10 protein-coding genes are annotated in these 13,210 nt (G+C 55.4%); 3 read left to right on the top strand and 7 right to left on the bottom strand.

The window, feature by feature from the left end; all coding sequences use genetic code 11:
* Positions 1–161: 161 nt before the first annotated feature.
* The 3 genes from NST84_RS01075 to NST84_RS01065 form a co-directional block, all read right to left on the bottom strand.
* Positions 162–2,948 carry a glycoside hydrolase family 3 C-terminal domain-containing protein gene (locus NST84_RS01075; protein ID WP_342563835.1) on the bottom strand — a complete coding sequence of 929 codons (2,787 nt, stop codon included), beginning with the start codon at positions 2,946–2,948 and terminating at the stop codon, positions 162–164.
* Positions 2,949–3,084: 136 nt separating this feature from the next.
* Positions 3,085–4,206, bottom strand: a complete 1,122-nt coding sequence (locus NST84_RS01070; RefSeq protein WP_342563834.1) for a saccharopine dehydrogenase NADP-binding domain-containing protein — start codon at positions 4,204–4,206, stop codon at positions 3,085–3,087.
* A gap of 46 nt (positions 4,207–4,252) precedes the next feature.
* Positions 4,253–4,963, bottom strand: coding sequence for a class I SAM-dependent methyltransferase (locus tag NST84_RS01065; protein ID WP_342563833.1), 711 nt, complete (start codon positions 4,961–4,963; stop codon positions 4,253–4,255).
* A gap of 187 nt (positions 4,964–5,150) precedes the next feature.
* On the opposite strand from NST84_RS01065, the gene NST84_RS01060 reads away from it, so the two are divergent.
* On the top strand, positions 5,151–6,236 hold the full coding sequence (locus tag NST84_RS01060) for a helix-turn-helix transcriptional regulator (RefSeq protein ID WP_342563832.1): 1,086 nt from the start codon (positions 5,151–5,153) through the stop codon (positions 6,234–6,236).
* 293 nt (positions 6,237–6,529) lie between these two features.
* On the opposite strand, the gene NST84_RS01055 is transcribed toward NST84_RS01060, so the two are convergent.
* Positions 6,530–6,721: a hypothetical protein gene (locus NST84_RS01055; RefSeq protein WP_342563831.1), complete on the bottom strand. Its 192-nt coding sequence runs from the start codon at positions 6,719–6,721 to the stop codon at positions 6,530–6,532.
* A gap of 548 nt (positions 6,722–7,269) precedes the next feature.
* On the opposite strand from NST84_RS01055, the gene NST84_RS01050 reads away from it, so the two are divergent.
* Together NST84_RS01050 and NST84_RS01045 are read left to right on the top strand one after the other, a co-directional pair.
* The gene (locus tag NST84_RS01050; protein ID WP_342563830.1) at positions 7,270–8,586 is read left to right on the top strand and encodes a putative DNA modification/repair radical SAM protein; all 1,317 of its coding nucleotides are present in this window, start codon (positions 7,270–7,272) and stop codon (positions 8,584–8,586) included.
* Positions 8,587–8,591: 5 nt separating this feature from the next.
* A complete protein-coding gene (locus NST84_RS01045) occupies positions 8,592–9,416 on the top strand; it encodes a TIGR03915 family putative DNA repair protein (protein ID WP_342563829.1) in 825 nt (274 codons plus the stop codon).
* A 42-nt stretch (positions 9,417–9,458) separates the two neighbouring features.
* On the opposite strand, the gene NST84_RS01040 is transcribed toward NST84_RS01045, so the two are convergent.
* From NST84_RS01040 to NST84_RS01030, 3 genes are all read right to left on the bottom strand, one after another.
* Positions 9,459–10,301: an aldo/keto reductase gene (locus NST84_RS01040; RefSeq protein WP_342563828.1), complete on the bottom strand. Its 843-nt coding sequence runs from the start codon at positions 10,299–10,301 to the stop codon at positions 9,459–9,461.
* A 175-nt stretch (positions 10,302–10,476) separates the two neighbouring features.
* Positions 10,477–10,860 carry a MerR family transcriptional regulator gene (locus NST84_RS01035; protein WP_342563827.1) on the bottom strand — a complete coding sequence of 128 codons (384 nt, stop codon included), beginning with the start codon at positions 10,858–10,860 and terminating at the stop codon, positions 10,477–10,479.
* Between the two features lie 125 nt (positions 10,861–10,985).
* Entirely contained in the window at positions 10,986–13,136 is a 2,151-nt protein-coding gene (locus NST84_RS01030; protein WP_342563826.1) for a pectate lyase, read from the bottom strand.
* Positions 13,137–13,210 lie beyond the last annotated feature (74 nt).

The following is a 13,210-nucleotide window of genomic DNA, read 5'->3' as shown; positions in this document are numbered from 1 at the left end:
GTTTATTCAGGATGTAGGTTACAGCGGCTATATCTTTCAGACGGAACCGGGAGCCGGATAGTTGCTTACCTCTTATATAACCAAAAAAAGCAAAAGACACCCGGCCGGGGGCCGGAGTGTCTTTTGCTGCGGGGCCAGGAAACGGCGCTTACGGCCTTATCCTAAACCAGCTTAAATTCGAAGGCTTCCACCTGCATGCCAGGCTTCACATGCTCAAGCGTCAGCTCATACAGTCCAGCTTCCAGCTCGGCTTTAACCAGCTTCAGCTGAATCCAGCGGCCGTCTGTACCATTCGTCTGAACGGTGGTCACCGTCCGGCCGTTCAGGTTCAGGTTGCAGGCGCTCTGCGCCAGCTCGGTATCCGGAGACATGACGCGGGCAAACAGCCGGTATACCCCGGCCTGCTCCACGTTCAGGACAGCCGTTCCTTCTGCAGTCAGCGTTATCAGTCCTTGAGCGGACAACGTCTGTGCCTGTCCTGCTGCCAGGGACGGGGCAGGCGTAAAGGACTCAACAGTCTCTTCAATCACTTGCTCTCTGGAGGATACCGGAGACTGCAGGATGAAGTACAGAATGTTCGCCGCACTGCGCTGCAGTTCTCCGCGGGTCAGTGTACCGTTGGCCAGCGATTCAATGGTATTGTCACTATAGGCATTAGTCTCTGCGCCATAGTTGCTGACTACCATGTACAGGTCATTTTGCGCACGGACCATCCAGTTCGTGTACTTCCGGTCAGCCGGTCCGCCCTCAGCACAGTCGTTCATAACCGCCCACCAGTCAGTCATCACAATGCCCCGGAAGCCCCATTCGCCGCGGAGAATGGTTGTATTCAGGTCATAATTGGATGCCGCCCAGTGTCCGTTAACCGGGTTATACGAGGTCATGACCGAGTTCGCTCCGCCCTCTTTGACCGCAATCTCAAAGCCCTTCAGATAAATCTCGCGCAGAGCGCGTTCCGATACAACAGCGTCCACCTTGCTGCGGTATTTCTCCTGATTGTTGCAGGCAAAATGCTTCAGCGTCGCATTGGAGCCGCCTTTGCGGATACCGCGGGTGCAGGCTGCGGCGAATACGCCGGAGACCAGCGGATCTTCGGAGAAATACTCAAAGTTACGCCCGTTCAGCGGGCTGCGGCGGATATTAAGTCCCGGTCCGAGCAGCGTATCGATATTGTTGCGCAGCAGCTCTTGTCCTTCCAGCACGTACAGCTCTTCGACCAGATCCGCGTTCCAGGTTGCCGCAAGCAGCGTTCCAATCGCGACCTGGGTCGCCTTCTGTCCGCTGTCCATCCGGATGCCGGACGGGCCGTCCGATGTGCAGGCCACCGGAATGCCGAAGCTGTACAGCGAATCGGTTACGCCGCCGAAGGCCGAAGCTGTTCCCGGTGTAACCAGAGGACTGCTCATGCCTTCGCCTCTGACCAGTGCAGCCAGATCCTCATCGCTCAGCTGGGCAATGAACGTTGCCAGGCTGACCTTGCCCTCCTGCACATCGCGCAGCTTATAGCCCTGATCGCCGGTCTGTTCCAGACTCTGCGGCAGGTTGTGCTCAATGCGCTCGGCCAGCGAGATCTTCTGCTTCGGCGCCTCCACATAAGTCAGCTCATAGGAGCCGTCCGCCCGGCGGGCACCCGGCATCATTCTGGTGAAGCTCTCCGAAGGCGCCAGCGCCTCCTGCAGCTGCTCCACTACTTCTAGCGCCTCCACGATATAGCCTTCCTGTCCTTCAAAAGCGATCGCCTGAACGTTCTTCACGCTGGTTCCCGCATATATACGGTACGTTCCGGCCTCCAGCACATAAGCGGAAGGATGTCCTGTTACACCGGCATCATCGTAGGAAGCCATAGTCTGCAGCTCGAAGCCCAGGGCAATCGTCTCGGATTCACCCGGATACAGCACGCCGGTCTTACTGAAGGCTGCCAGCACTTTTGCCGGTTTACCCAGCTTGCCCTGCGGCGCTTCGTAATAAGCCTGTACGACTTCTTTTCCGGCATAAGTACTGCCAGTATTAGTTACGGTTACGTCAATCCATGCATAAGTCTTCTCATCCTTGGTGAACAGCTTCGCCTCTTTCGGCTCTACTCTGAAAGTGGTATAGGACAGCCCGTAACCGAATTCGAACTGGACCTTCTCCGGACAAAACGTCTCAAAATACCGGTAGCCCACATAAATATCTTCCTGGTACAGGTTCTTGAACTCGTTGCCGTAATTGACCGTCGACGGATAATCATCAATGGAATACGCAATGGTATCCGTCAATTTACCGTTTGGCGTAACTTCTCCAGCCAGCACGTCGGCAATCGCGTTGCCGCCTTCCATCCCGCCCTGCCAGGAGTAGAGCACAGAAGAGATCGGATTAACGTAGCTCTCCTCATTCAGCCAGCTCATATCAATAATGTTCGATACGTTCAGCACGACAATGGTCTGTTCAAAATAGGCCGTTACCTGCTTCAGCATCGTCTTCTCATCCTCGGTCAGCTGGTAGCTTCCCGCCGCATCCGCATTATCCTGGTCTTCGCCGGCAGTACGGCCGATGACGATGATCGCCTTATCGGACATGCTTCTGGCCTGCTTCACCAGCTCCTCGCTCAGCGGCATTTCCTTCTGGTGCCAAGGCTCAGCAGCCCAGCCGCCTCCGCCGTTGTCGAACGGGTGCTCCTGGATCCACTTTTCATAGGTTGCAGCCAGCTCTTCATTAACCTTGATATTCTTCTTGCTGCGCAGCCCGTCGAGCAGATTCGTTGTATAAGCTACATTCACGCTTCCGCCTGACCCTGTACCGCTGCGGTAGTAGTTTACTTGAATTCTGCCAAAAACTGAAGCGGTTTCGTTATCGCGAAGCGGCAGTATATTTCCTTCATTACGCAGCAGGACAGCGCCCTCTGCAGCTACTATTCTGCTGAATTCAGCAAAGCCTTCCAATGGAATTCCGATTTTATCAGTGCTCAATTTGTTTCCTCCCGGTTGTAAGATCCCTATCCTTTGCAGGTTCTCCCCTTACTATAAAGAATACCCTTACAAGAATCAAAGGTTTGATTGGATTTTCATCCGGTTTTCTGCAAAAGAGGGTATGTGCCTCCTTGTTTCAAGTATGCCGGGACCAGCAGCTGATCCCGCTAATCGTATTATAGCTGCCGCTGTCAGGCACCTGATCCTGCAGCTGCAGGGTAAGGCGGTCCGTCTGCAGCTGCACCCTGAACAGCTGCTCCAGATGATGAATCCCCGGCTTGCTATGGCCCTCTAGATAGATTGTCCCGGCTACAATCGCAGCCACCCGGGCGGTGATTGTAGCTTCCTTCAATCCGCGGATCACATATTCGGAGCGGGCAGCCGCTCCGTTCTTTAAGCCGGAGGCCTCCACCTTAACGGCATACTGCTCACTGCCCCAGCGGATGCGGCCAAAGGAGGCTACAGCCGCCCCGCGCATCCGTCTGCCTTTGAGCAGCGACAGTAGCCCGAGCTTTTGCAGCAGCGCAATGCCTGCCGTGGCCGCTTTGGAGTCAAAGCACAGTCTCGTTGAGACGGTCGGGATACGCAGGGTCCGGGCCAGCGTCTGCTGGTCTGCGAACGGAAAACGGTAGGCCCGGCGCTTGCCGAGCCCTGTGCCCCAGTCTGTCAGCAGGCCATCCGTAAGGCTGTCCACTCTGGTTTCCCTGCCCTTCTGCATCACCTCGAACTGTGCCGACAGATTATCTACTGTCCACTCAATCGCCGCTTGGCCGTGGCTGTCGCCGAGCCCCAGCAGAATGCCGATGTCCAGCTGCTCCGCCTTATCCAGCGAGCGGGCGGCTTCGCCCGCCAGCAGGTTGGTCAACCCCGGAGCCAGCCCTACGCTCAGCAACGCAGCCGCCTTATAATCATGTCCGGAGCTGTTCAGCTGCTCCATGCGGGTGAAAAAGTCGAGGCTTGCCGTCACATCAATATAGTGAATCCCCTCTTTCAGACAAGCCTCTGCAAAGGAAGTGTCCTGTTGATCCAGACACACAACAACCAGCTTGACCTTACTCAGCTGCTGTGCCGGAAAAGCTTCAGCCGCGTCAATCCGCATAGGCCTGATCCGGCCCCCGGTGCTTTGGCTGAACCGCTCTGCCCGCTCGAAATTGCGGCCTGCCGCGTAGACAACACCCGGAAATCTGCTGTCCAGCAGCGTGCAGATCTGCCCGCCCACATGACCATATCCGCCGATTACAACAATATCTGTCCTCATTCTGTCCTGCTCCTTCATTTAAATTCTGAAAGCTGATTCTGAAAGCTTAACGCTTGAGCGCCACCCATCCGTCGATCAGGTAAGAACCAAAGTATCTCGACAGCGATGTAAAGCCGGCCTGCTCCAGCAGCAGCTCCATCTCCTCTGCCGGGAGCGGATGTGAAGTCACTCCAAAGGAGGCTGTAAAAGCCTCCCCCTGCTCCTGCCCGATTCCGCCGCGCAGCATGTGCAGCCTCCAGCCGGCCATTTGTACCTGCCAGGCCCGCGAAGCGGGGTCGCCGTTAATGGCCGAGATCAGCAGCGGCGCGCCTGGCTTCAGCCGCGCGGCAATGGCCTGCAGCAGCGCGAGCTTGCTCCCGCGCCCCTGCACAAAATGCAGCACCAGCATACAGGTTGCCGCATCATATCCGCCGCCGCTCCAGGAGCAGATATCGGCGTGATGCAGCTCCGCCTGAGCTGTAATTCCGGCTGCGGCAATCCGCTGCCGGGCCGTCTTCAGCATCGGGGCGGAGGTATCCAGGCCGCAGAAGCGCCAATCCGGATGGTTCCGTCCCAGTGTAAGAATCTCCTGGCCGCCGCCTGCGCCTACGACCAGTAGCCGTGGCTGCTCCTGCCTGTCCAGCTGTGCCGTCAGCAGGGTATCCATCAGCTCATACTGCAGCTGATAGCCTGGTATTTTGCGGCTGATATTGCTTGTATATTGATCACCATCGGCCTGTTCCCAAGGGTTGGCTGGCCCATTTATATTATTGCTCATAGAGTCCCCTCCATTTGATGGATTGCTGCGGTAAGCTATAATAAGAATTACTTTTCATTATCAGAGCTGCACCGCTTTTGCACCATCCCACATAACTGGGATTTATCTTCAACGCAGCACAGTCCTCAGGCAGACCAATCTATCTATATAGCGAAAGGGCCATGTTATGAAAGAAGCATCTGCCGCAATGACTAAACTTTTGCAGGAGCTGGATCAGAAGCAGGAGCTGTCCTCCCTGATGTACAGGGAGATCATGCTGACCCGGATCAGAACAGGCCTGGCCTTTGACGCAGCCTGCTGCACGACCGTCGATCCGCAGACCCTGCTCACCACAGGCGCTATTACCGAGCAGGGTCTGGAGCGCATTCATGGCGCCCTGCTCGACAATGAGTATTTGCATGACGACTATAACAAGTTCGCCGAGCTGGCCCGCTCTAACGCTGCGGCTTCCTCGTTATGGGAAGCCACAGGCGGCCGGCCGGAGCTGAGCCGGCGATACCGTGAGGTGCTGCAGCCCGCGGGCTTCGCGGACGAGCTCAGGGCTGCACTCCGGACCGGCGAAGCCTGCTGGGGATTTCTGATCCTGTTCCGCAAATCGGAACAGGGACCGTTTCAGCAGGAGGAGCTGCAGTTCATCCGCGATATTGCCCCGCTGATTGCGGGCCGCCTGAAGGCCAAGGCGCTGAACCCGGCCGCCCTGACTGACTCCGGCGGGCAGCCGGAGGAGGGCATTATTATTCTGGATGACCGGCTTGAGCCGGTAAGCCAGAATCCGGGCGGGCGCTACTGGCTGGAGCAGCTGCAGCGCATGGAACAGCAGTCCCGGCCCGCGCTGCCCGGGCCGGTCAGGGCAGTCAGCCTGCGGGCGCTGGCCGGGAAACGGGCGGCGGGTGAACTGCCGCGGGGCGGATCACCTGCTTCCGGTGAATCCACAGCGGCGGCGAGGGTTTGCTTCCGCGCCCCCGACGGGCGTTTTATCAACATTACTGCCAGCAGGCTGGACGGCCCATCGGGTCTCGTCCAGCTTGCCGTCTCCTTCACGGCAGCCAAAGCTGCCGACCTGCTGCCCATGGTTACCGAAGCCTACGGCTTCACGGAACGGGAAAAAGAAATCGCCCTGCTGCTCTCCAAAGGACTCTCCACAAAGGAACTCGCCCTGAACCTCCACATCTCCGCCTACACTGTGCAGGATCACCTGAAGTCAATCTTCAGCAAGGCAGGCGTCAGCAGCCGCCGGGAGCTCATCTGGCTGCTTTACTCCAGGTATCAGTAACCGCCGCATAACCCGTTACGCAGCAGAAAGGACGCCCTCAAGCCCGTCAAACGACGGCTGCCTGGGGCGCCCTTTTTTATTAGGATAAACAGCAGAATAGTTCGCCTTATCGCTTCCTCCGAGAAAACTTGCAAAAAAAAGAAACCCCTCTTTGTTAACCCGGAAGCCGGCCAGTCTGCCGCCAGTCTTTTGTAAGGAGAGGTTTGCTTGCTGATGTTCTCATAAGTTCGTTTATCCGACTTGTACGAATTTAATAAATGCTTGGCTTGTTTACGCAGACACCCTGCAGCGCTTTATTTGCGCCTGGTGGTTTTCATCATCCGGTTATACATAATCAGGGCGGCAATAATCATCCCGATCATCGCAACGCTGCCCGCCGACTCCTCTGACATGCCAAACAGCAGGCAGACTGTGGTTACCAGTGATCTCGTCACGAAGACAACCAGAATCAGCATAATCGGCCGCCAAATGTTATATTTTCTCATTCCCGCAACACTCCCATTCTAATTTTGGTAAAGCACTTTCTCTCTCTGTTAGTTGCTATTATAGCATAAGCAGGAATGCGGTTACATTTTATGCTTCTCCTTCATGTGCAGATTTTTCTGATTCGCTGACTCAATGGCTGCAAAAATGAAAGTCTCTAACGGACTCAGGAGGCGCTATTGGAGGTTTTTTTGGCATATTGAAGTTTTAACGGACTCAGGAGGCGTTATTTGTGCGGGATAGTCTGCTTCCAGACTAATTTGAGCCCAATAGGGGCTCTGGTGTCCGTTAGCCTGCATCGGGCCCCGATATTCCGCAAATAACGGCTGTTCAGTCCGTTAAAATTCTGGTGCAAGCTTTCTGTATGGCTTACATATAGGTACATATGGTTACACAAGATTCCCCCATCGTTCAGCTCATAATCAAGCGGGCTTCTCAGGTTTTTATGTGCTCAGCAAGCTCATTACTCCGTGATTTTATGTGCAATTATCTGGATTTTGACAAGAACATATGTTCGTTATATACTTTTCTTTGTGAGGAGTGTGTAACGATGGATATGATGGAGAAACTAGAGATTTTGACTGAATCAGCCAAATATGATGTCGCCTGCACCTCAAGCGGTTCCCAGCGCTCCGGCCAGGCCGGAAGCCTGGGCAACGCGGTCAGCTTTGGAATCTGCCACAGCTTCGCGGCTGACGGGCGCTGTATTTCGCTGCTCAAGGTGCTGATGACCAACGGCTGTATCTATGACTGTGCCTATTGCATCAACCGCAAGTCCAACCCGGTGCGCCGGGCCGCTTTTACTCCGCAGGAAATTGCCGATGTTACGATGCAGTTCTACCGCCGCAATTATATAGAGGGGCTGTTCCTCAGCTCCGGCATTATGCGCAGTCCCGACTATACGACCGAGCAGCTGATTGCCGCCCTTGAGCTGCTGCGCAATGAATATCACTTCCGCGGCTATATCCATGTAAAAGCCATCCCCGGTGCAGACGATGCCCTCCTGTCCCGGCTGGGCACGCTGGCCGACCGGATGAGCGTCAACATCGAGCTGCCCTCCCAGGAGAGCCTGCGCCGGCTTGCTCCGGACAAGAGCAAGCAGTCTATTTTGCAGCCGATGGGCCTTATTACGAACAAGATTACCGAGAACAGTACGGAACTCGTCAAATATAAGCATGCCCCGCGCTTTGCGCCGGCGGGCCAGAGCACCCAGATGATCGTCGGCGCAACGCCCGATACCGATTACCAGATTCTGAACCTTACAGAGGGACTGTACAAGAAGTATAAGCTCAAGCGGATTTTCTATTCCGCTTATACCCCGGTGGTCGAGGATTCGCTGCTACCCTCGCTGGATACCAAGCCGCCATTGCTGCGCGAGCACCGGCTGTATCAGGCCGACTGGCTGCTTCGCTTCTACGGCTTCGAGGCCAAGGAGCTGCTCGATGAGGCAGCGCCCAACTTCAACCCGCTGCTTGATCCGAAATGCAGCTGGGCCATCAACCACCGGGAGCAGTTCCCGGTGGAGGTCAACCGCGCACCTTATGAGATGCTGCTGCGCGTGCCCGGCATCGGCGTACGGAGCGCCCAGCGGATCATCAAGGCCCGCCGGGCCGGAACGCTTGATTTCCATGCGCTGAAGAAGCTCGGCGTTGTGCTCAAGCGCGCCCAGTTCTTCATCACCTGCAAAGGCCGGCCGCTGGAAGGCCTCAAGGTAGGCGAGCATACCCTGCTCCGCTCGCTGATGTCCGGACAGGAGCTGGCTAAGTTTCAGCAGCCGGAGATCGAACAGCTCTCCTTCTTCGACGACAGCTATTTAGCTGCCCTGCCTGAGGCCGGGGTGGCTGCATCCTTCAGTTACGGAGGTTAAGCACCATGTTTGTAACCTCCTCCTTAGCCTATTCCTATGACGGCAGCTTTGAGGGCCTGCTATGCTGCGTGTTCGAGAGCTACCAGTGGAAGGAAACGCCGCTGGCCATCCACTCGGAGGGCAGCGGCCAAGGACTGCTGCTGGAAGCAAAATGGATCGAGACCGATAAGATCAAGGCAGACCGCGTGCTGCGCTCCATCCCGCTGAAGATTTCCCGCGAAGCGGAGGAGCTTGTCCGCCTTGGCTTCTGGTCTGCCGTGCCGGATAAAGAGATGCTGCTGCTGAATTTTTTGTATCTGGGCTTTAGCAACGGCAGCGCAGTAATGAACATGCTTGCAGATGATACGTTCTTCGCCCTGAATAAGGCAGTCCGGCTGCTCCGGCGGGAAAGCCATCATTATCTGGGCTTCATCCGGTTCACCGTGTACGGCCCTGTCATGGCAGCCGTTATTGAACCGCAAGGCTACGTTCTGCCCGTTATCAAGGACCATTTCTGCGACCGGTTCCAGAGTGAGAGCTTCATGATCTACGACCGCACCCACAGGGTAGCGCTGATTCATCAGCCCGGCCGGCACGCCATTGTTCCACTCGATGAATGGGTTCCGCCGCAGCCGGATGAGACTGAAGCTGCTTACCGCCGCCTCTGGCAGAGCTTCTATCACGCCATCGGCATCAAAGAGCGCAAGAACGACCGGCAGCGCGCCTCCATGATGCCGAAGCGCTACTGGAAGCACCTGCCGGAGATGACCGGCATGCGGCCGGTCCGTGCTGCCCGGCAGGAGAAGGCCCCGCGCCGGCCGAGAAACCCGAAGCCGCGAGAACTGCAATAAAAAGTGCCTTCCCTGTTCGACGGGGAAGGCACTTTTTTTAGTTTACATTTCTTCATACTCCGCCGGATTCTGCTCCCAGAGCCGTCCGTCCGGTTTGCTCATGCCTGAAATGACCTTCATTTCAGCATCCGACAGCTCAAAATCAAAGATTTCGAGATTCTCCTTCTGATGCTCCACAGAGCTGGTCCGTGGGATCGGAACCGCACCAAGCTGGATATGCCAGCGCAGAATGGCTTGGGTTGGTGTTTTGCCGTGGGCAGCTGCGATGGCTGCAATCTGTTCATTCTTCAGCATGCTGTGACCGCGTCCGAGCGGGCTCCAGGACTCCGTTACGATACCGTGTCCGGCGTCTTTTGCACGCTGTAGCTTCTGATTGAACAGCGGATGCAGTTCCACCTGATTGATGCTCGGCGCTACACCGGTCTCTTTTATAATACGTTCATTATGCTCCGGCAGGAAATTGCAGACTCCGATGGAACGGACATAGCCGCGCTTCTTCGCCTCAATCATCGCCTGCCAGGCTTCCACATATTTATCTGTCTTCGGATTAGGCCAGTGGATCAGATACAGATCGTAATAATCAAGGCCTGCTCTATATAAGGACTCCTCAATCGTCTCCAGTGCCTCTTTATAAGCATGGTGGCGCCCCGGAAGCTTCGAAGTAATCCGCAGCTCTTCTCTCGGCAATCCGCTCTCACGGACAGCCTGTCCGACCGCCCCTTCATTCTCATAATTAAACGCCGAGTCAATCAGCCGGTATCCGGCTTCAATGGCTCCCGTAATTGCTTTCGCTCCATCTGCGCCTTTCAGAAAGGCTGTACCAAAGCCTATAGCGGGTATTTTCAGACCGTCGTTCAAAACCTTTTCCGAAATATGCTGGTTCACTTTGTATTACCTCCTTGGCTGGACTGGTTTAACTATACCACTCAACCTCTTCCTAAACCAAAATCCGGCAGGTGAAACCTGCATGGCTCAGTTCGCTACTCAACCATACGCTTACTAGCCTCATACATCTTCGCCGTATACTCATCCACCAGATCGCGGGACATACGCAGGCGGTCTACCGAGGTTCCGTATCCGATCTCTGCTTTTCCTTCTTCCAGCCCTTTGAAAATTCCGTCTGCAAAAGCTTCCAGCGGCTCCCCGTGTACATGCAGTCCGGCACCGCCTGCTTATGCCTGGTCATCATTTCAAGCCGCAGCTCCGTTGTGCTCTCCCCTTCAATGACCCAGGCGATATACTGCCTTATATCCTGAATGGGCATATGTGTATGCTTCAACCGCAGTATGGTTTCCAGCAGCTCCATCTGATGTTCCGAAAATAACCGTCTGCCCGCCCCGTCACGCTCGATCAGCGGAAGCAGCCCCTGCTTTTCATAATATCGTAGTGTGGATTCCGGAATACGAAGCGCAGCCGCAGCCTCACCGATCGAAATTGTTTTCATATTGAAGGCCTCCAAATGTGATCTTACCCTGTCGACACCCCTAGCATACGACTTAAACCCTGGTTTAAGTCAATGGGTCCCCTGAGGAAATAGAAAAAGCGGCCCCAAAGGGCCGCCCGTCCGCTCTACTCCAGCTTCATATAATACAAATTCGCCGTACTATCCTTCGTAATCGTATGTGCCCCCGCCGCAAGCGGAATCGTTGCAATCCGGTTCGTGATCGGATAGCTTGTTCCGTCCACCTTAATCTGCGTTCCTTCGGCGTTGAACACCAGGGTTAACGTCGAGGCTTTGGCCGCCGTGAACTGGATGCTGGTCGAGCTCTCGATTTTCAGGCATTGGGTCAGAGTCAGGCCATTATAAACTACCGTCCCTTTGCTGGTAGAGAGATTGCCCTGGATGTTAAAAAAGCTGCTCGTTTTCCCGGATGCCGTAAAGTCGTGGACATACACACCCGTAGCCGGGGTGGCTGTCGGTACCGGAGTCGCGGTTGGCACAGGCGTTGCCGTTGGCACTGGAGTTGCCGTTGGTGCAGGTGTTGCTGTTGGTGCAGGTGTTGCTGTTGCCGTCGGTGTCGGTGTTGGTGTGGCACCGGAATTGCCACCTACAGAGACAAGCTGGGTAGTATACCCCCGGATCGCCGACATCAGCGCGGTATTGAGCGCATACGATACGTCATCCACGGCATTGTTGAAGGTCCAGCTAAAGTCGCCGCCGCCCAGGCGTCCGGCCTTTGCTTTTACATTCTGCTCAACCGAGCTGACGGCATCAACCGCAGCGGCGCTTACCCCTGTATTTACGGTCGTATCAAAGTTATTATAGGCCGTACCACCTGCTAAAGCTTTGAATGAACTTGGGACGGTCTCACTTCTTGAGGATACGAGATAAGCGTCAAAAGAGGTCGCATTAGCCGCAGCTGTCCCCGTGCCGGAGTTGGCATAGATCAGGCTGGCTGCACCCGTCACCTGATTGTTGTACGCCTTGATCATCCCGCCGTTTTCACCAGAGAAGGTGCCTTCCCCAAGGGCATCCGTGCCCTGCAGGGAGATCATCATCGGATACTTGGCATTGCGGAAGACATTGGATTCTACAAAAGCGGAGCCTCCGCTTGTCATCCCCACACCATATTTGGAGATTCCGTCAAAATAGTTGTTATAAATATGAACCGACGCTACGCGGATCCGCGGATGGCGGGAATCCGAGTGGTCGAACCAGTTATGATGGAAGGTAGCATAGAACTCCGACGGTTCGGTCAGGCCGACCAGCGAGGATTTTCCCGAATCCCAGTAATGATTGTAGGAAATGGTGATGTAGGATGAACCGTTCTTGAGGTCGGTTGAGCCGTCACCCTTGGCTTGATCCGCATCTCCGCCTGCCGCCCCGTAAAAAAGATCATTATTATGCACCCACACATTCGCATTTCCGCTATCCATCGAGACGCCGTCGTCCGGGAACAGCATCAGCCCCAGGTTTCTCACTTCCACGTTGCCTACGTAACGGAGGAGCAGTCCCCAGCCGTACGCATAAGCATCCCGGCCGATCCCTTCGATGGTGATGTTCATTTCCGAGTAGTTATTTTTGCCTTTGACCTGCAGGTAGCCGCTGCTGTTCAGCTGTCCGCTCAGGTCGGCCGCTGTTACCTTTCCGATAATCCGGATCGCCAGCGGAGTCGTATCATAACCCTTTTGTCTGAGGTTCAAAATCTCGCCGAGGCCAACGCCGGTCTGCACTGCACCTGAGCTGCTGGTTTTGACAGGCAGGGTTACCGTTTGGGCCGTTTGTGAGGTGACATAAAGGACTTGCGCGCCAGTTCTCAGCGTCCCGTTCGCATTATAAGCACCAGAACCCGTGCCGAAGGGAGAGCTTGGTGAAAAAGCAAACCCCGACCGGTCATGCGCCGCCACATTAAGCGTACCTGTTACACTGCTGGCGGTTCCTCCTCCTGACAGTACAGCCTCTACCTTCATTACATAGCTCCCGGCGGCCAGCCCGACTGCATCCGCTCTCCAGTAGGAGGCGTAGTTGCGGATTAACTGATTATCCAGCTGCTGATACTGCGAGTCCGCTGCGCCTGCCTGCTTCACATATACGTTATAACCCGTTGCACCGCTTACCGGCGACCACTCCGTATAAGCCGTTTCATTCCAGCCCCCGCTTTCCGTAATGGACACACCTGCTGCATGTGCCGTAGGGTTTGCCCAGTTGCCGGCCACCAAAGATAAGGCCATTGTAAATAAAAGCAAAATCCCCGTTACCCTTGCCGTTCTCTTCTTCACTTCATTCCCTCCCACAAATTAGGTCCTGAAACAACCTCAGCATATCCTCGTGTATGGGGTTGCGATACAATCAT

The organism is Paenibacillus sp. FSL R7-0345, from assembly GCF_038595055.1.
GTDB lineage: Bacteria > Bacillota > Bacilli > Paenibacillales > Paenibacillaceae > Paenibacillus_AQ.
This window is presented reverse-complemented; position numbering and strand designations above follow the sequence as displayed.

What these genes read in the sequence shown, in the direction of transcription:
- NST84_RS01070 (WP_342563834.1), bottom strand. Translation starts at nt 4,206, where the DNA reads ATGAGGACAGATATTGTTGTAATCGGCGGATATGGTCATGTGGGCGGG.
- NST84_RS01065 (WP_342563833.1), bottom strand. Translation starts at nt 4,963, where the DNA reads ATGAGCAATAATATAAATGGGCCAGCCAACCCTTGGGAACAGGCCGAT.
- NST84_RS01060 (WP_342563832.1), top strand. Translation starts at nt 5,151, where the DNA reads ATGACTAAACTTTTGCAGGAGCTGGATCAGAAGCAGGAGCTGTCCTCC.
- NST84_RS01055 (WP_342563831.1), bottom strand. Translation starts at nt 6,721, where the DNA reads ATGAGAAAATATAACATTTGGCGGCCGATTATGCTGATTCTGGTTGTC.
- NST84_RS01050 (WP_342563830.1), top strand. Translation starts at nt 7,270, where the DNA reads ATGGATATGATGGAGAAACTAGAGATTTTGACTGAATCAGCCAAATAT.
- NST84_RS01045 (WP_342563829.1), top strand. Translation starts at nt 8,592, where the DNA reads ATGTTTGTAACCTCCTCCTTAGCCTATTCCTATGACGGCAGCTTTGAG.
- NST84_RS01035 (WP_342563827.1), bottom strand. Translation starts at nt 10,860, where the DNA reads ATGAAAACAATTTCGATCGGTGAGGCTGCGGCTGCGCTTCGTATTCCG.